General features: G+C 40.0%; 16 protein-coding genes and 1 pseudogene. 5 read left to right on the top strand and 12 right to left on the bottom strand.

Features of this window, described 5'->3' with window-relative positions; genetic code table 11:
* Positions 1-6 precede the first annotated feature (6 nt).
* Positions 7-741: an FNR family transcription factor gene (locus tag PASHI_RS08165; RefSeq protein WP_054553050.1), complete on the top strand. Its 735-nt coding sequence runs from the start codon at positions 7-9 to the stop codon at positions 739-741.
* A 102-nt stretch (positions 742-843) separates the two neighbouring features.
* On the top strand, positions 844-1,767 hold the full coding sequence (gene uspE, locus PASHI_RS08160; RefSeq protein WP_058584855.1) for a universal stress protein UspE: 924 nt from the start codon (positions 844-846) through the stop codon (positions 1,765-1,767).
* A gap of 48 nt (positions 1,768-1,815) precedes the next feature.
* Here the strand turns inward: uspE and ttcA are convergent, their stop codons facing one another.
* The 6 genes from ttcA to PASHI_RS08130 form a co-directional block, all read right to left on the bottom strand.
* Positions 1,816-2,709: a tRNA 2-thiocytidine(32) synthetase TtcA gene (gene ttcA, locus PASHI_RS08155; protein ID WP_054561325.1), complete on the bottom strand. Its 894-nt coding sequence runs from the start codon at positions 2,707-2,709 to the stop codon at positions 1,816-1,818.
* Positions 2,710-2,935: 226 nt separating this feature from the next.
* On the bottom strand, positions 2,936-3,355 hold the full coding sequence (locus PASHI_RS08150; RefSeq protein WP_055021044.1) for a hypothetical protein: 420 nt from the start codon (positions 3,353-3,355) through the stop codon (positions 2,936-2,938).
* Between the two features lie 118 nt (positions 3,356-3,473).
* Positions 3,474-3,788 carry a hypothetical protein gene (locus PASHI_RS08145; RefSeq protein ID WP_062565222.1) on the bottom strand — a complete coding sequence of 105 codons (315 nt, stop codon included), beginning with the start codon at positions 3,786-3,788 and terminating at the stop codon, positions 3,474-3,476.
* A gap of 11 nt (positions 3,789-3,799) precedes the next feature.
* A complete protein-coding gene (gene ppk2, locus PASHI_RS08140) occupies positions 3,800-4,693 on the bottom strand; it encodes a polyphosphate kinase 2 (protein ID WP_082665603.1) in 894 nt (297 codons plus the stop codon).
* A gap of 496 nt (positions 4,694-5,189) precedes the next feature.
* The gene (locus PASHI_RS08135; RefSeq protein WP_054561320.1) at positions 5,190-5,858 is read right to left on the bottom strand and encodes a DUF2987 domain-containing protein; all 669 of its coding nucleotides are present in this window, start codon (positions 5,856-5,858) and stop codon (positions 5,190-5,192) included.
* The gene (locus PASHI_RS08130; RefSeq protein WP_058584850.1) at positions 5,851-6,669 is read right to left on the bottom strand and encodes a glucosaminidase domain-containing protein; all 819 of its coding nucleotides are present in this window, start codon (positions 6,667-6,669) and stop codon (positions 5,851-5,853) included. Before PASHI_RS08130 ends, PASHI_RS08135 begins: the two co-directional genes overlap by 8 nt.
* Before the next feature lie 214 nt (positions 6,670-6,883).
* Here PASHI_RS08130 and PASHI_RS08125 point away from each other — a divergent pair, with 214 nt between their 5' ends.
* The gene (locus tag PASHI_RS08125) at positions 6,884-8,179 is read left to right on the top strand and encodes an anti-phage deoxyguanosine triphosphatase (RefSeq protein ID WP_062565221.1); all 1,296 of its coding nucleotides are present in this window, start codon (positions 6,884-6,886) and stop codon (positions 8,177-8,179) included.
* Between the two features lie 101 nt (positions 8,180-8,280).
* Positions 8,281-9,372 carry a DUF481 domain-containing protein gene (locus PASHI_RS08120; protein ID WP_062565220.1) on the top strand — a complete coding sequence of 364 codons (1,092 nt, stop codon included), beginning with the start codon at positions 8,281-8,283 and terminating at the stop codon, positions 9,370-9,372.
* Between the two features lie 68 nt (positions 9,373-9,440).
* Here PASHI_RS08120 and PASHI_RS08115 read toward each other — a convergent pair whose 3' ends face one another.
* From PASHI_RS08115 to PASHI_RS08090, 6 genes and pseudogenes are all read right to left on the bottom strand, one after another.
* Complete coding sequence (locus PASHI_RS08115; RefSeq protein WP_062565219.1) at positions 9,441-11,594, bottom strand: prolyl oligopeptidase family serine peptidase; 2,154 nt, start codon at positions 11,592-11,594, stop codon at positions 9,441-9,443.
* Between the two features lie 161 nt (positions 11,595-11,755).
* Positions 11,756-12,757, bottom strand: a pseudogene (locus PASHI_RS08110) (branched-chain amino acid aminotransferase); the annotation flags it as partial.
* A gap of 178 nt (positions 12,758-12,935) precedes the next feature.
* Positions 12,936-13,724: an SDR family oxidoreductase gene (locus PASHI_RS08105; RefSeq protein WP_062565217.1), complete on the bottom strand. Its 789-nt coding sequence runs from the start codon at positions 13,722-13,724 to the stop codon at positions 12,936-12,938.
* Between the two features lie 21 nt (positions 13,725-13,745).
* Positions 13,746-14,249: an Mpo1 family 2-hydroxy fatty acid dioxygenase gene (locus tag PASHI_RS08100; protein WP_062565216.1), complete on the bottom strand. Its 504-nt coding sequence runs from the start codon at positions 14,247-14,249 to the stop codon at positions 13,746-13,748.
* A 104-nt stretch (positions 14,250-14,353) separates the two neighbouring features.
* Positions 14,354-14,758, bottom strand: coding sequence for a hypothetical protein (locus tag PASHI_RS08095; protein WP_062565215.1), 405 nt, complete (start codon positions 14,756-14,758; stop codon positions 14,354-14,356).
* A 54-nt stretch (positions 14,759-14,812) separates the two neighbouring features.
* Complete coding sequence (locus PASHI_RS08090; protein ID WP_062565214.1) at positions 14,813-15,475, bottom strand: Crp/Fnr family transcriptional regulator; 663 nt, start codon at positions 15,473-15,475, stop codon at positions 14,813-14,815.
* Positions 15,476-15,584: 109 nt separating this feature from the next.
* Between PASHI_RS08090 and PASHI_RS08085 the strand changes: the two genes are divergently transcribed.
* The gene (locus PASHI_RS08085) at positions 15,585-16,874 is read left to right on the top strand and encodes an amidohydrolase (protein WP_055021053.1); all 1,290 of its coding nucleotides are present in this window, start codon (positions 15,585-15,587) and stop codon (positions 16,872-16,874) included.
* Positions 16,875-16,970 lie beyond the last annotated feature (96 nt).

Genomic DNA, 16,970 nt, shown 5'->3' with positions numbered 1-16,970 from the left:
TGATGTATGGACTTCTCACAAAACAAGTCAAAAGGCTTATGCACAATTAGCTGTAATAATTGCAGTATCAGCCAGCTATGTTTGCCATTTTCATTAAACGGTCAAGAAATGGATCGTCTCGATGAAATCATCGAACGTAAGAAACCACTGCATAAAGGTGATTATTTATTTGAGTCTGGCGAAAGCTTAAATGCCATTTATGCGGTACGCTCTGGCTCGTTTAAGTCTTATACTTTGTCAGAACAAGGTGATGAACAAATTACTGGTTTTCATCTAGCTGGTGATTTGGTTGGTTTCGATGCTATTAACAAAATGGCTCATCAAAGCTTCTCACAAGCCCTTGAAACTTCAATGGTATGTGAAATTCCATTCGATACTCTAGACGAATTAGCGGGTAAACTACCTAAGCTACGCCAACAAATTATGCGTTTAATGAGTAATGAAATTAACTATGACCAAGAAATGTTATTGTTACTCAATAAAAAGTCAGCTGAAGAGCGTCTAGCCAGTTTTATTTATAATCTTGCAGAGCGTTTTGGTGAGCGTGGTTTCTCACGTAAAGAATTCCGTTTAACCATGACACGTGGTGAAATCGGTAATTATTTAGGCCTTACTGTTGAAACAATTAGCCGCCTTTTAAGCCGCTTCCAAAAAGCTGGTTTTATTAAGGTTGAAGGTAAATTTATCACCATTTTGGACCAGCAAGCGCTTGCAGCAACAGCAGCGATTAAATGTAAATAGAGTTTGATTTAACGCAACTTTATATGGTTTGCCCCTTTAACTGTTCTAAATTTAGGTTACACTCAAAGTACTACTTTTTGCGGAACAGTTAAGGAGCAGCACATGGACGCAATTAAACGAATTTTAGCAGTTATAGACCCAACCAAAGAGCAGCAACATAGTTTAAGCCGCTCAATTGATCTAGCCAAAAAATCTGGCGCGACCATCACCGCTTTCCTCAGTATCTACGACTTCTCTTACGAAATGACCACAATGCTTTCTGCTGATGAGCGTGAAGCAATGCGCGAAGCCGTAATAAAAGACCGCCAAGAATGGTTAAATGAACAAATTGCCCTTTACCCAGAGCTTACCATTGATAGCTGTGTTGTTTGGCATAACCGCCCTTACGAAGCCATTATCAATACCGTGATCAACGATGGTTTTGACCTTGTTGTCAAAGGCACCCATCAACACGATACACTTAAGTCTGTTATTTTCACACCAACTGACTGGCACCTCATTCGTAAGTGCCCTGCTCCAGTTTTGCTTGTTAAAGAGAAAGAATGGCCGGCAAAAGGCAATATTTTAGCTGCTGTGAACGCAGTGAGTGAGAATGAACAACACCTTGAACTTAACAAGCGTATTATCAATGACGCTCGTTTCATTTGTGATTTGGCCAACGCAACGCTTAACCTTGTGAATGCCTACCCGGCAACTCCAGTTAATATCGCTATTGAAATCCCTGAATTCAACCCAGGTGTTTACAACGAATCAGTTAAAAAACATCACTTTGAATCAACGCTTTCATTAGCTGAAGGGTTTGATATTGATAAAGCTCATTGCCACATTGAAGAAGGCTTACCAGAAGATGTTATTCCTGATGTGGCTGCACGCCTCAACAGCGAATTAGTAGTGATAGGTACAGTTGGACGAACTGGCTTAAGTGCAGCGCTTGTCGGTAACACAGCAGAGCATGTTATTGATAGCCTTGACTGCGATGTTTTAGCACTAAAACCAGACGGCTATGTGAGCCCACTTGCTAAATAACCTTTTAAATATGCATTAAAAAAGCCCCAGTTTGGGGCTTTTTTCTTTTTATATATTTGTTACATCTATAAATAATGATTCATCAATGTTCGTCGATGAGACCACCGCCTCGCTAAAGTCATAGCTTTCACGATTGCCTTCTCTATCAAGTGGTAAATTTTCAAAATCAAATAAGTTTCTGTCTGCAAGCTGGCTTGGGCTAACATTTTGTAAAGACTTAAAGATACTCTCAACACGACCTGGGGTTTTCTTATCCCACTCTGTCAGCATCGCTTTAATTGATTGACGCTGCAGGTTTTCTTGTGAGCCACATAAATTACAAGGAATAATTGGGAAGTCTTTGTGCTCAGCGTATTTAATTAAATCTTTTTCACGGCAATATGACAACGGACGGATTACCACGTTACGTTCATCATCAGAGCGCAATTTTGGTGGCATCGCTTTTAGTCGTGAACCATGGAACATATTTAAGAACATTGTCTCAACGATATCATCCATGTGATGACCAAGTGCTAGTTTGGTTGCACCAATTTTTTCTGCAAATGAATAAAGTGTGCCGCGACGAAGTCGTGAACACAGACCACAGGTAGTTTTGCCCTCTGGTACTTTTTCTTTTACTACTGAGTAAGTATCTTTATCAACGATGTAATACGGGATATTTAGCGTTTCAAAGTAATCAGGCAAAATGTGCTCAGGAAAACCAGGTTGCTTCTGATCAAGGTTTACTGCAATCACTTCAAATTTAATCGGCGCTGCTTTTTGTAAATTAAGCAAAATATCTAGCATTGCAAAAGAATCTTTACCACCACTGATACATGCCATAACAACATCACCGTCTTCGATCATGTTGTAATCAGTAATTGCGTTACCAACATGCCTTCTTAGACGCTTTTGAAGTTTATTAAATTCAAGAGTTTCTTTTCTAGTATCAGTTTGATTCATTTGCTCTGCTCATACAGGCTTTTGTTAGCCATGTTTCATAGTAAAAAGTTCGGCGTGGATTATACGGACTTTTTGAGCCAGTTGAAATGATTAGCATGGGATAATTAAAGCGCTTCACTCGTAGAGATACCACGTAAAGCACAGCGCTTTGGGAATAGACTCAAAAGTTTATGAATTTATAGGCTGAAAGCTCTAATTTTCTGACCTCTGTAAACTAACTGCTGATTTATTTTACTGTGCATTTGTAACGAGAAGCTGTACAAGCAAGGTCAGGCCAATCATCTCTGCCCCAACAGTATTTATCATTTCTAAGAGGTTTTAGATGCCAAACCACAGGCTTGCCCTTTTTATCTAAGCGAGTTTCATTTTCAAGCTGCACACGGATTAAATTTTTCTCTGCTGAGAGAATATTATAAACGAAGGTTTTTCTCGCTTCAGACGCAGAAATATAGCCCTGCTCATCATAAGAGATTTCTAATGTTTTATTTTTAAACGTTATGGTATGAAAATTAGCTTCACAAACTGGGCTATTTGTAGACTGCCATGAGCCTTGCAACTTAGTTTGCATTTCTTGGTTGATAGGTGAATGACTGCTACAAGCTGAACATAGCAGTAAAATAACAAAAATAGGCGCTGAAGTTTTCATTAAGATGCTTTTAAGTCCCTGAAAAAGTTAGGTTTAGCATATCGAGAATCGTAAAAATGTCCAGCTATACGCTTAATAAAAAACACAGGGCACATGAGCCCTGTGCCCTTTGTTAACTTTAAGCGCTTTTAGTTTTAGCTTTTTTATTCTTTGCCATTCGTTTAGCACGTTTTATTGCCGACTTTTTCGACGCATTTTTCTGCGCTATTTTTAACACTTTGGCCTCTTTTAATTGCTTTTTAGCTGCTTTCAAGCGCTTTTTAGCATTTTCGGCTAGGTTCTCTGCTTCACTGGCACACTCTACAGCTGCTTGTGCTTTTAGTGCTGCATCTTTTGCGATTTCAGAGGTTCTAGCCACTTCTTTTTTACTCTTTTCGAGAATTTTTTCGAGCTTAGCAAGACGTTTCTCAAATACTGACTGTGAATTTTTCATAGTATTTTCCTTTACTGACGTGCAGACATGCGGGTAGGTTCGGTGACAATAAGCGGGTCGAGACGATTCACAATTTCGTGATCTTTTTCTGGGTAATCCAAACAGCTTAAGAAATGACGCATACAGTTGATACGCCCGCGCTTTTTATCATCAGATCGAATTTGTGTCCAAGGTGCATCCTTAGTATGGGTATGAAACATCATGGCATCTTTGGCATCACTGTAATCATGCCATTTAGCCAGTGATGCCATATCAACTGGGCTTAGCTTCCATTGTTTGAGCGGGTCATTTTGGCGCGATTTAAAGCGTCTAAATTGCTCTTCTCTGCTGACCGAAAACCAATATTTAAATAGCTTAATACCGCTATTCACCAACATACGTTCAAGTTGAGGTGTTTGACGCATAAACTCTAAATATTCGTGATCATCACAAAAGCCCATTACCTTCTCAACACCGGCCCGGTTATACCAAGAACGATCAAATAGTATAATTTCACCCTTTGTTGGCAGGTGGTTAATGTAACGCTGAAAGTACCATTGATCACGCTCTCTTGCAGATGGTTTTTCTAAAGCCACTACGTGCGCCCCACGAGGGTTTAAATGCTCCATAAAGCGCTTAATAGTGCCACCTTTACCCGCCGCATCTCGACCTTCAAATAAAATCACAATTTGCTGGTTAGTCTCTTTTACCCAGCCTTGCATTTTTAAAAGCTCGATTTGCAGTTCGTGTTTATGGCGCTCGTATTCAACTACGTCCATTTTGCGTTTATATGGGTATTTACCGTCAGCATTCCACTTCAAGCTTGGGTTTTTAACATTTAGATCAAAAACCACATCCTGCTTCGCATTGGCTTCGGCTAATTTCTGCTGTTTAACTGATACAGGTTCGACATTGACTGTCTGCATAACGACTCCTTTAAAACTATAACTACCTATATTGAGATCTTTATAGTTTTACTTTAAGCCAGTTATTGCTAAGTAACTTGATCTAAATCTATATTTTCAATTCTTGAAAAATCATTTAAAAATAGAAGGTTAGCACTTAATAATTAAGTAAAAATAAGGATACTAAAATAAAATTAAACCTTTTATCTATAGCAAGAAACAATCAGTAAAAACTCATATCTTCATACTGTTTTCAGATCTAAAAACACGCTGATTCTTAAATGCACAGCAATACAAATAGTTAGAAAAGATATGAATTAAAGGGAATAATGTAGATAAAATAAACAGTCAAAGTAACTGCACTGCTTACGATGAATTTCAGATTTTGATGCTAAACCAAAATACCGAGGCAACTCTTTAAAAAAAGAGACATAAGAACTATCTGCTTCACAACGAAAAAAGGACCTAATAAGGTCCCTTTTGTCGATGTTTAAACGCTTTTACCAATATATGGTCGCTATTTAACAATCCACGGTGTGGCACTGATAAGCTCAGCATGACTGCTAAGCACTGTGTTATCGTCTTGCCAGTCGTCTGTTACTTTTATTGAACAACGCTGCTCTTTACAGCTAACGTCATTTGCCGAAATAGCATCTTGGCCGTTAAATTTAAGTACAACACCTTGTTGTTCAGGCAGTAAAAACCACATTAATTTGCTAACAAAAAAGCCTGACAAATCAGATAAAAGCTCGTCAAATTCTTCATTTAACGTATATAAGTTCGCTTTACTGAGTTCAAAATCAGCTAGATCAGTTGCTTCAATTTGTAACTTTAACTGGCATTCATGTTTTGGATTTTCAGGTTGAACAACAATTACGGCTTTATCAGTATCTAGTTGCTTATCAAAAGGTAAAAGTAACTGAGCCTTATCTGTATATGTTAGGTCAAACTCTTGTTTTTCTGTAATTATTTTACCTGATTTAATTGTGCATACTTCGTTGCTAGCAATATCAGACAAATAAAAGTTAACTTGAGCGTATTGAAACTCGCCTTTATTAACAACTTTCAAACGATCGTAAAAGCCATCATAGGCAACAACAAATTCTGTTGCAGCGGCCTTTGAAGCAACTGCACCTAGCGCAACCGCGATGGTTGCTGCTTTTAACCATGGAAGGAGTTTATTCATCAAAGTAAGCTCTGTTTTGATTTATCATTTTATTCAATTCTTCAATGTATGCTTCACGTCGTTCAGAGTAAGACAGTAAACCTTGTGTTAGCTTAGTTGCATCAATTGGCTTTTGCTGGCGACGTAAATCAGCACGAATTGATCTTAAATCTTTATACGCCGCATGGGTATTAATATTTTTAAAATAAGAGTTTACAGCAGCACGTACCGATTGAAACGCAGCCACTTCGTGAGCTGCTTCGTTGGCACGGCGACGAGGAACCATGCCACAGCCTTTTTTATAACACCACTGGCCGAAAAAGTTTAAGCCAATACGTGCAAAGCGTGACGTACCCCATGCTGACTCATTAGCTGCTTGCATAAGCGCAAGCTCTTTAGGAATAATATCAACACGACGAAGTGCCTGGGTAAGCGATAAAGTATCTATGGTGGTAGGCAACTTGTAGCTATTCAGTATTTTTTTAATATCTGATTGCTGTTTGCTACTTAGTGGCTCATTGTACTCCAGCATCATGCGCGCGATTTCTAAAGTCGCACGTTGCTGTAGAATCTTTTTATTTTCGGCCTCAACATGAGGGCGAATAAAATCAAAAAATGCATGTTTCTTTTCTTTCACATCAGTAAAAGCTGCAAAATCTGGCAGTTTCACATTATGTAATGGCTTTTCTTTTTTGATTACGCGCTGGGTCCCTTTTGGCGTTGTCTGCGATTGTTCAGACCCACTTTCTACTACTTCTTTATCTACAAATGGCGATAACAACGCCCATGCAAAAAAAGCAGCAAGTAAAGCTCGAAAAACGTAATTAAGCATGTATTCTCTCATATAAACTACTACTCATGTGCGGTAACGTCACGCACACACAAAGGCGAAGTATACCAAAACCGTCTATTTTTGGCGAATTTGCCCTAAGGAAATTACCTAAACCTTTACCAAAATAGCGTGATTTAGCGCCAATTTACTCGCAATTTTCAAGCGCTTGCGTATACTGAAAAGCAAGCAAACGAGAAAAAGGTAGGTTATTTTTATGTGCCAATCTTGGCAAGCTCGCATTATTGATCAGCAAAAATATCGTCCAAAAGATAACCGCTCAGCTTGGCAAGTTGACCGCTCTCGAATCATCCACGCCGCAGCCTTTAGGCGGTTGCAGGCTAAAACCCAAATTATGGGTATTGGCTTAAATGATTTTTATAGAACCCGTCTGACCCATTCTTTAGAAGTTGCTCAAATTGGCAGTGGTTTATTACGTCATCTAAAAAAGCAGCACCCTGAATTTACGAATTTTCCGAGCGGTAGCCTACTCGAGACCCTATGTCTTGCTCATGATATTGGCCACCCTCCTTTTGGTCATGGTGGTGAAATAGCATTAAATTACATGATGCGCGAGCATGGTGGCTTTGAAGGTAACGCCCAAACATTAAGAATTGTGTCTAAGCTTGAGCCCTATTCAAATGGCTATGGCATGAACTTAACCAGACGCACCTTATTAGGCTTTATTAAATATCCAGCCTTTATTGATGATTTGTGGCACAGCATTCCACCTTTGAGTGAGCAACGTAGTTTTATTAAAGCTGACCATTGGCGACCAGCCAAAGGCTTATATAAAGACGATAAAGATGTTTTCGATTGGATCATTGAGCCACTGTCGAATAACGATAAAGCGCTGCTGAGTAGTCATTATAAGGTTGATGAGTTTAGAGCTAAAACCCATTACAAATCGATAGACTCAGCAATTATGGAATTAGCCGACGATATTGCTTATGCCGTACATGATTTAGAAGATGCCATAGCTACAGAGGTTTTAACGCTGGCTGATTGGCAAAACCACGCCCTTGTACAGTTACAAGAGCTCGATTCAGCGTGGCTAACTACCCATTTAAGCTCGATAACCGCCAGACTCTTTTCTCATCACGAGTATGAGCGTAAAGACGCTATTGGTGAGTTGGTTAACACCTTTATTATTAACGCTCAGTTAGTTGTACAAAACGCAGATTTCGAATCAGAAATACTGCAATACACAGTAAGCCTACCGGATGAATTTGCCGAAATTCTTAACGTGCTAAAACATTTTGTTTTTAAACGTTTAATTCGCGAGCCAAAGATGCAGCAAGTTGAATTTAAAGGGCAAAACCTGCTGATTGAGCTATTTAGTGCTTTTGCTAGCGACCCAATGCGCTTATTACCTGAAACAACCCAAGAAATGTGGCTAAATGCGCATCAGCAAGGTGATAATGCAATGCGCATAATATGTGACTACTTATCAGGGATGAGTGATGAATATGCTTATAAAACCTATCAGCGCTTGTTTTTGCCATCTGCTTAAGTAATTTTTGAACAGTAGTTAAAATTGTTCTAAAATTAAACAGGTTATAGTAATAACAACCTCACCCCTTGAATGCATTTTATTTAACATGGATTGAAATAATGCTCAAAAAATACCTGCTTATTAGTGCTGCTGTTGCAAGCTCATTTGCTTGCTATGCTGCAGAAACACTTCCTGATCCGCTTCTTGAAGAACGCGGCATAATCATAAAAGATGCCACTCATTTCGATTGGGTACGGCTGAATTCGGGCGAATGGCTCAAAGGCGAGCTAGTCTCAATGTATGATAAAGAGATTGAGTTCGACAGTGATGTGCTCGACACATTAATTATTGATCGCGAAGATGTCTACATGATTATCTCAGATCGTCACCATACCGTTCGCTTTAACGATGGTAATGAGCTAAGCGGCACATTAAATATCTCTGGTGGTTATGTAAAAGTTGGCGAACAAGAAGCTAAATACCGTTATCGCGATTTAGTCTCTATTGCGCCTTCAGTTGAAAGCGAACTCAGTGCATGGACAGTGAAAATATCACTAGGTGCCGATATATCAAAAGGTAATACTGACCAAACAGAATATTCGGCTCGTGCAGATATCAAGCGCCGTACGGCGTCTAGCCGTTTCCTCGCAGAGTTTTTAGGTTATCGCACCACCAGCGATGAGCAAGTCACTAAAAACAACATTCGCGCTAACGGTACCTTCGACTGGTTTCAGACCCAAAAAATGTATTACCGCCCTATATTCTTTGAGTACTACCGTGATCCGTTTCAAAATATCGCTAACAAGTACACAGTGGGTGCCGGTGTTGGTTACTATGTAATGGATACCGATAAAACAGAATGGGATTTTTCAACAGGGCCTGCTTATCAAAAAACTGAGTTTGATACTGTCGCTACGGGTGAAGAAAAATCAAATTCATCTTGGTCATATTTTGTCGGCACTAATTACGAGCTAGAGGTCACCAAGAAAATTGATTTTACCTTTAATTATCGCTACCTAACTGCAAACAGTGATGCAGGTGGTGACTCTCAATATGCGATGGCTGCGTTTGAGTTTGAGATCACTGATGATATTGATTTTGATATGTCATTAGTATGGGACTATTTAGCTGACCCGATTGCCGATGAAAACGGTGTAGTACCAGAAAAAGAAGATTACAAAATGATTTTCGCGCTGGGTATCGATTTATAAACACCCCAATTAATCGATATAAAAACGCCGAGCTTAGCTCGGCGTTTTCATTTTAGTTAATAAATATCTTATAGCGATTTAACACCCATGTTATATAGGGTAAAGCCATAAATATCAGCGTATTGATCAATGATCTTACTTGTTGGTGTTCCTGCACCATGACCTGCATTTGTTTCAATGCGAATAAGATACGGATTTTGTTTCGCACCTTTTTCTTGTAGCTCGGCTGCAAACTTAAATGAATGCGCAGGCACAACACGGTCATCATGATCCCCTGTTGTTACTAAGGTTGCTGGGTAGCTAACACCCTCTTTTACATTGTGAACTGGTGAATAGCCTTTTAAGTACTCGAACATTTCTTTACTTTGTTCACTAGTACCGTAGTCATACGCCCAACCAGCACCCGCTGTAAAAGTGTGGTAACGCAGCATATCTAAAACACCTACAGCAGGAAGCGCAACTTTAAATAGCTCAGGGCGCTGTGTCATAACCGCACCAACTAATAAGCCACCATTAGAGCCACCACGTACCGCTAGGTAATCAGGTGAGCTGTATTGTTTTTCGTTTAAGTACTCAGCCGCAGCAATAAAGTCATCAAATACATTTTGTTTCTTAAGCTGTGTACCATTTACATGCCATTCTTTACCGTATTCGCCACCACCACGAATATTAGCAACAGCATATACACCACCGTGCTCAAGCCATGCCGCAATTGTAGGGCTGTAGCTTGGTGTTAGGCTCACGTTAAAGCCACCATAACCATATAAAATAGTCGGATTTTTACCGTTAAGTTCGGTGCCCTTTTTGTACGAAATTATCATCGGAACTTTGGTGCCATCTTTTGATGTATAGAACACTTGTTCAGAGATATATTCTTCGCTATTAAATTTAGCGCCCGACTTGCGGTACACATCAGACTTACCTGATTCAACATCAAACGAATAGGTATTGCCTGGTGTAGTGTAATTAGTAAATGAGTAATACAGCGTTTGTGCATCGTGCTTACCGCTAAAGCCATATGCAGTACCCACACCTGGCAGGCTGATATCACGCACCAATTTGCCTGATTTATCGTATTGTTTTACTTGTGAAATCGCATCAACCATATACTTAGCAAAGAAGTAGTCACCACCTTTTGAAAGGCTAAGCACATTGTCAGTTTCTGGGATTAAATCTTGCCAATTTTCAGGGCTTGGATCAGCTGCATCAACAGTTACAACACGTTTATTTGGCGCGTTTAAGTTAGTCACTAAATACAGTTTCGAGCCGTCATTATCAATAATTGAGGTATCTGAGTCAGTGTTATCTAAAATAGTCACTAGCTCGCTGTCAGGCTTAGTTAAATCTTTGATAAAAAGTTTATTACCTGAAGTTGAAGTACTTGCAGCAATTATTAAATAACGATTATCACGGGTTACATCAGCACCAATATAACGATGTTTCTGAGCCTCTGTGCCACCATAAACTAATTGGTCATCTGCTTGTGCCGTGCCTAACTTATGGTAGTAAACTTTATGTTGATCTGTTTTTGCAGACAGCTCACTACCCTTTGGCTTATCGTAGCTCGAATAATAGAATCCTTCGTTGCCAAGCCAAGAGATACCGCTGAATTTTACATCGACTAATGCTTCTTCAATTGGTTGTTTAGTCGCTGTATCAATAATGATAATTTTACGCCAGTCACTGCCGCCTTCAGAGATTTGATAGGCCGCTAGCGTGCCGTCCTCTGTGAATGTTAAGCCCGACATTGAGGTTGTGCCGTCGCTACTGAAAGTATTTGGATCTAAGAACACCTCAGCTTCTGAGTCACCTTTTTTACGATAAACTACATACTGATTTTGCAGACCATCGTTTTTATAAAAGTAGGTGTACTCACCCTCTTTAAATGGCGCTGTGACTTTTTCGTAGTTCATCAGCTTTTCAAGCGTAGTTTTTAGCTCATCGCGATACGGAATATTTTTTAGATAAGAAAAGGTAACGTCATTTTCGGCTTTAACCCACTGGGCTGTTTCGTCGCTCATATCGTCTTCTAACCAACGATACGGATCGGCTACTTTCTCACCGAAGTATTCATCAACAACATTGCCTTTTTTAGTTTCTGGATAATTCACAGCAGCTTTAACCTCTGCAGTTTTTACTGTTTGTTCTGTTTTTGTTGGGGTAGATTCACCGCAGCCCGCCAATGCAACAACAATTGCACATGCTAGTGTTTTCTTGATCATAATAAATTTACTTTTAGTTATTGTTAATAAAATGAAAGTAAAATTAAAGCATTAGAATGTCTAGTAATTTGCGGTTAAACACAGGAAGTGCTGTAAACCAATGTAAAAACAAAAAAGCCACGTAGTAACGTGGCTCTTCAAAGCATGAATTTGCTCAGCGATTATACTTTTGTTAACCAGCCATGAGTATCTGCTGATTTACCCCATTGAATATCATTCAATGCTTGGCGTAATTTAGCAACTTTCTCACCTGGTTCACCCGACCCCACTTTAAACTCTTGGTCGTTATGAATAAGTGTGCCAACCGAGGTAAGTACCGCAGCAGTACCTGATAACGCAGCTTCAGTACCTGGTTTAGCGGCTCTTTCTAGTAACTCAGACACAGTAAAGTTACGCTCAGATACTGTCATACCTAAATCTTTCGCAATCGTTAAAATACTATTACGCGTCACACCGTGTAAGAATGTGCTATCAAGTGCTTTTGTGATGATCTCATCACCATCAATTAGAATGAAGTTTGCAGCACCCGTTTCTTGTACATCACCACCAGGGCAGAATAAAATTTGGTCTGCTTGATGCTCTGAGCGAGCTTCTAAGATTGGACCTAATGCACTTGCATAGTTACCACCACTTTTAACCATACCCATGTGTGGTGCACAGCGCATGCCGTCTTCTTCAAGTAATACACGTAATGCTGTAGCACCACCTGAGAAATAGTCACCTACTGGCGAAAGCAATACATAAAGCAAGGAACTCATTGACGGCGCAGCCGCTTTACCGATTGCCGCTTCTGTACCAATGTGAGTTGGGCGAATATACATTGAACCCGGCGGTGTTGGTGTTTCGTCTGCGTACTCTTTTACAATGTCTTTGATCATTTGCTCAAGCATGCTTTCGTCAAAGTCAGGTAAGTTTAGTAACTTAGAGCTTTGTTTCATACGAGCAATGTTAGCATCCATACGAAAGATATAGACCGAGCCATCTTCGTGACGAAATGCTTTTAATCCTTCAAAACAGGTGCTTGAGTAATGTAATACGTGAGCACCCGCATGTAATTCGATTTTATCAGATGGGACCAGCTCGCTTTCACTCCATGAGTTATCAGCAAAACGTGCTTGGATCATTTGTGGCATAAATACAGTACCAAATGCGGCCATTGTTGTTCTCTCTTGTTTGGACTACTTTTACCCCATTGTATGCTAATCCATCCCCGTTTAACCATAGCAAACTAGTGCCTTTTATCGATTAAAGTGATAATAATCCGACCATTTGGTACAAAAAATGCGCAACCCAAGTTGCGCATTGTTTACTGAGAATCATTCGCTAACAAATGATAATAAATTATCTATAGTTCATTTTTGCTGTGAGGCGGTTAAAAAAGCCCGGGAAAAAACGCTTAATAGTCGGTGCTAAACCACTTATTCCTTCACCTATAACAACTTCATCTTTCTCGGCTTCAATGGCTTTAATCATTTTTGCAGCCGCTTTTGCCACATCCATACCGTTTTCGATTGATTCCTCTGGCTTATTTTGCGGTATACCTTGGCCATCTAATGAATTATGCGCAATCGCTGTTTTAATTGAACCCGGGCAAATAGTCAGGCAATTCACATTTTTGTCGGCTAATTCTGCTCTTAAGCAATCCATAAAGCCGACAACCGCATACTTAGAACCCGAATACCCAGTTCTGAACTTTGAACCGACTTTACCCGCTACACTGCTAATTGATACCACCATGCCCATACCTTGTTTCACCATCTGTGGTACGACCGCCTTAGTTAAAGCAATTAAACCAAAGTAATTTACTTCCATCAGTTGGCGATAAACAGTAAATTCATTTTCTAAAAATAGACTACGCTGCGACACCCCACCGTTATTGATAAGCACATCAATGCGGCCAATTCGCTCAATCACTGCTGGCATATCTTCAAGTAAGGCTTCAGGCTTTGCTAAATCAAGAGCGACCACATGATGATTACCGCCGAGTCTTGTATTAAGAGCGTTGAGTTTTTCCTCATTACGGGCAGACAGTACTAACGTTGCCCCTTTTGCCGCCAATTGCTCACAAAGTGCCTCACCAATTCCAGAAGATGCCCCAGTAACCCAAACTGTTTTACCATTTAATTGCATGTGTGTTCCTTATTATTGTTGTTATGCTTTGTTAGGCCCTGCATTTTGTTCGATATGATCAGCAATATCTTTATAAAAACCAAGCATAATCAAAAACTCTGCTAATACAAATAACGGCCCTATGACCAAACCAATTAAATCATCAACAAAGGCTGGCTTTTTACCTTCAAAATAGTGACCAATAAACTGAAACACCCAACCAACAACGAAACTGCCAATGCTCACAGCTAGCCATAACTCTGTTGAAAGCGACACCACAGGCTCAGCAGCAATGCTTAACAAACTTAAGCATACAGCCATAATTAACCCCATAGATAAGCTAAGCATTAAGTAATAAAGACAGGTGAGTGCGATCACCATGGTTGCCAAGGAGATAACGGCAGGCTCTGAGATAAGCGTGACGCGTTGTAATAAACAAATAATTGCAAACACAATTAATGGAATGCCAATAAAGTGAGTGTAAATATTGCGTTTAGAACGGTGATAAAGGGCGTAATTTGTCAGTTGTTGTTTTAATGTTTTCATTGTTTTTCCTGCCAAAACTGTGTTCAAAATTCAGATTAGCAGAAAATTCACCTACAAGAATGTCAACTAGCCGACATTTACAGTGGCTAGCTAAAACTCACACATTAAACCAGCGCATCAATAACTTTGCCTTTTTCGGCTTCTGGTCGCATATCCATGCGTTCGCGACCTTTTTGATACTCTTCATCGAGCATCGCTTGCAGCTCATTCATTTTTTCTTGCAGTGCTTTAGTATCGGCACCTTGTTGTTGCATTTGTTCAGCAAGCTTCTCTATTTGCGCTTTTATTTCATCAATTTTCTCTTTATCAACCCCGAGCCGCTGATAAACCAAAGCTTCTTGTGCCTGCGCTAAAAAAGAGCTGGACTCAAACTGCTTTTGTAAAAGTTGTTGTGCTGAAGATGCTGGCGTATGCATGGTATTCACATCATCGAGGCGAGTTGTTTGCGATAGCTTAGCAGCAGCCGAAGCGTGATAAGGGTTATATTGATTATGAAATGTAATTGCCACAAGTTGTGTTCCATTTAAGCTTGATTACAACTTTGTAGCAATTTTAGTTCCAAGCTAGCATTGGGATTGCAATTTATCGATATCAATAATCTCAATCGTTTGATATTTAAGATTAATAATTGAATCAGCTTGCAGAGATTGCAAAATTTGGTTAATGGTTTGCCTCGTTAAATAGGTCATATCGGCAAGTTGTTGCTGGGTAAGCGGCAAACAGCTTTGGAGTGACGACTGATAAAGCATGCACAACCGCTTACTCACCTTTTGCTTTGCTGTAAGGAGTGCGTGATCTTCTAATGAGTCAAACAGGTTTCGCACTTTATTGGTAAGCAGAAGTCCAAAATCATGCCAATATGCAGGGCTTTCTTGTAATAACTGAGTTAATGCCCGCTCAGGTACGTGTAAAAGTCGTACCGCAGTTTGAGCATACACATCGTGGGTGCGCTTACCACCATCAAACAGAGCAACTTCACCAAACCACATAGCACTGGTTACAAAACTGAGCACGGCTTCTTTGCCTTGGCTATTAACCCCAGAAACTCTAAGCACGCCATTAATAACACAATACAGACCGGTATTTTCATCACCACGCAAAAACAATGCATCACCCGCATTTAAGGTGATTAATTTAGCATTTTTTACTAGCTTGTCCCTAAATAATTGTGTGCGATTTTTAAACCATTTGTCTTGGTTAATTACCGAAAGGTCTTGTTCATTCAAGTGTTTATCCTTTACATTGTTGTAGTGTGCATATATCCAAGCCACCTCAAAATGCAGAATTCAGCGTTTCACAGGTTATTTGGATATCTAAATAATAAAAGGATACGGGATGTTAAACAAACTACTTTCGACCAGCCTACTTCTCAGTGCTATTTCTACACCTGCATTTGCTAGTGATATTAATACTGAACTTAAATCTGCCAATAAAAGCGTCAGCGAAAAAGTCATTAAATGGCGCCGTCATTTACACCAATACCCAGAGCTTAGTAACCGTGAGTTTGAAACAGCCAAATACGTGGCTAAGCATTTACGTTCGTTAGGCCTTGAGGTTCAAACAGGTGTGGCTCATACCGGTGTGGTTGCCAAACTTAAAGGGGGCAAAAAAGGCCCGCTTATTGCGCTACGTGCTGATATGGATGCACTACCTGTTAAAGAGCAAGTAGACTTACCTTTCGCGTCAACTCAAACAACAGAGTACAAAGGCAATACAGTTGGCGTAATGCATGCCTGTGGTCATGATAACCATGTGGCTATTTTAATGGCAGCAGCTGAGTCTCTAGTAAAAATTAAAGACCAACTAGCGGGTGATATTCTGTTTGTCTTCCAACCGGCTGAAGAAGGTGCACCAGATGGAGAAGAAGGTGGTGCTGAGCTGATGCTTAAAGAAGGCTTATTTAAAGAAAAGCCAGAAGCCGTATTTGGTTTACACGTAACCAGCTCTCTTAATACCGGACAAATTGGTTTTCGTGAAGGGCCGTTAATGGCCAGCGCCGACAAATTTACTATCACAGTAAAAGGTCGCCAAACTCACGGTTCTCGTCCTTGGAATGGGGTTGACCCAATTGTAGCGTCATCACAAATTATTATGGCAACACAAACCATCGCTTCTCGCCAAGTTGATGTGACCAAAGCGCCTTCTGTGGTTTCATTTGGTGCCATTAATGGCGGTGTGCGTAACAACATCATCCCTGATCAAGTTGAAATGGTTGGCACAATCCGTACCTTTGACCAAGAAATGCGTGCTGACATTAAAAAACGTTTAGCTAAAACCGCTGAGATGGTAGCTGAATCAGGTGGCGCAGAAGCGCATGTTCACATTGATCATGGTTACCCAGTAACAGTGAACGATGTTGAATTAACCAAGAAAATGACACCAACTCTTGCTGGTGTGGTTGGCAAAGAAAACCTGATCACAACGCCACTTATCACAGGTGCCGAAGACTTTAGTTACTACGCCTTAGAAACACCAGGCATGTTCTTTTTCTTAGGTGTCACACCAAAAGGTCAAGATGCAGTTACAGCACCTAGTAACCATTCACCACACTTTTTTGCAGACGAAAAAGCTTTACAGCTTGGTGTAAATGCAATGACGCAATTAGTGGTTGATTACCTAAAATAATAAAAATTTTCTTACCGGCGGGTGACATCACTACCCGCCCTATTTTCTTAGCTGTTCAGCATCAATAAAGTTCATTTTGCTAGGGTTAGATTACTT

The organism is Pseudoalteromonas shioyasakiensis (genome assembly GCF_001550135.1).
GTDB lineage: Bacteria > Pseudomonadota > Gammaproteobacteria > Enterobacterales > Alteromonadaceae > Pseudoalteromonas > Pseudoalteromonas shioyasakiensis.
Note: the sequence above shows the minus strand (reverse complement) of the source record. Positions and strands in the feature narration are given on the sequence as shown.

Excerpts from the sequence above, each read along its gene's own strand:
- PASHI_RS08150 (WP_055021044.1), bottom strand. The coding sequence starts at position 3,355 with ATGAAAACTTCAGCGCCTATTTTTGTTATTTTACTGCTATGTTCAGCT.
- ppk2 (WP_082665603.1), bottom strand. The coding sequence starts at position 4,693 with ATGCAGACAGTCAATGTCGAACCTGTATCAGTTAAACAGCAGAAATTA.
- PASHI_RS08130 (WP_058584850.1), bottom strand. The coding sequence starts at position 6,669 with ATGCTTAATTACGTTTTTCGAGCTTTACTTGCTGCTTTTTTTGCATGG.
- PASHI_RS08105 (WP_062565217.1), bottom strand. The coding sequence starts at position 13,724 with ATGCAATTAAATGGTAAAACAGTTTGGGTTACTGGGGCATCTTCTGGA.
- PASHI_RS08100 (WP_062565216.1), bottom strand. The coding sequence starts at position 14,249 with ATGAAAACATTAAAACAACAACTGACAAATTACGCCCTTTATCACCGT.
- PASHI_RS08145 (WP_062565222.1), bottom strand. The coding sequence starts at position 3,788 with ATGAAAAATTCACAGTCAGTATTTGAGAAACGTCTTGCTAAGCTCGAA.
- PASHI_RS08135 (WP_054561320.1), bottom strand. The coding sequence starts at position 5,858 with ATGAATAAACTCCTTCCATGGTTAAAAGCAGCAACCATCGCGGTTGCG.
- ttcA (WP_054561325.1), bottom strand. The coding sequence starts at position 2,709 with ATGAATCAAACTGATACTAGAAAAGAAACTCTTGAATTTAATAAACTT.
- PASHI_RS08120 (WP_062565220.1), top strand. The coding sequence starts at position 8,281 with ATGCTCAAAAAATACCTGCTTATTAGTGCTGCTGTTGCAAGCTCATTT.
- PASHI_RS08115 (WP_062565219.1), bottom strand. The coding sequence starts at position 11,594 with ATGATCAAGAAAACACTAGCATGTGCAATTGTTGTTGCATTGGCGGGC.
- PASHI_RS08125 (WP_062565221.1), top strand. The coding sequence starts at position 6,884 with ATGTGCCAATCTTGGCAAGCTCGCATTATTGATCAGCAAAAATATCGT.
- PASHI_RS08165 (WP_054553050.1), top strand. The coding sequence starts at position 7 with ATGGACTTCTCACAAAACAAGTCAAAAGGCTTATGCACAATTAGCTGT.
- PASHI_RS08085 (WP_055021053.1), top strand. The coding sequence starts at position 15,585 with ATGTTAAACAAACTACTTTCGACCAGCCTACTTCTCAGTGCTATTTCT.
- uspE (WP_058584855.1), top strand. The coding sequence starts at position 844 with ATGGACGCAATTAAACGAATTTTAGCAGTTATAGACCCAACCAAAGAG.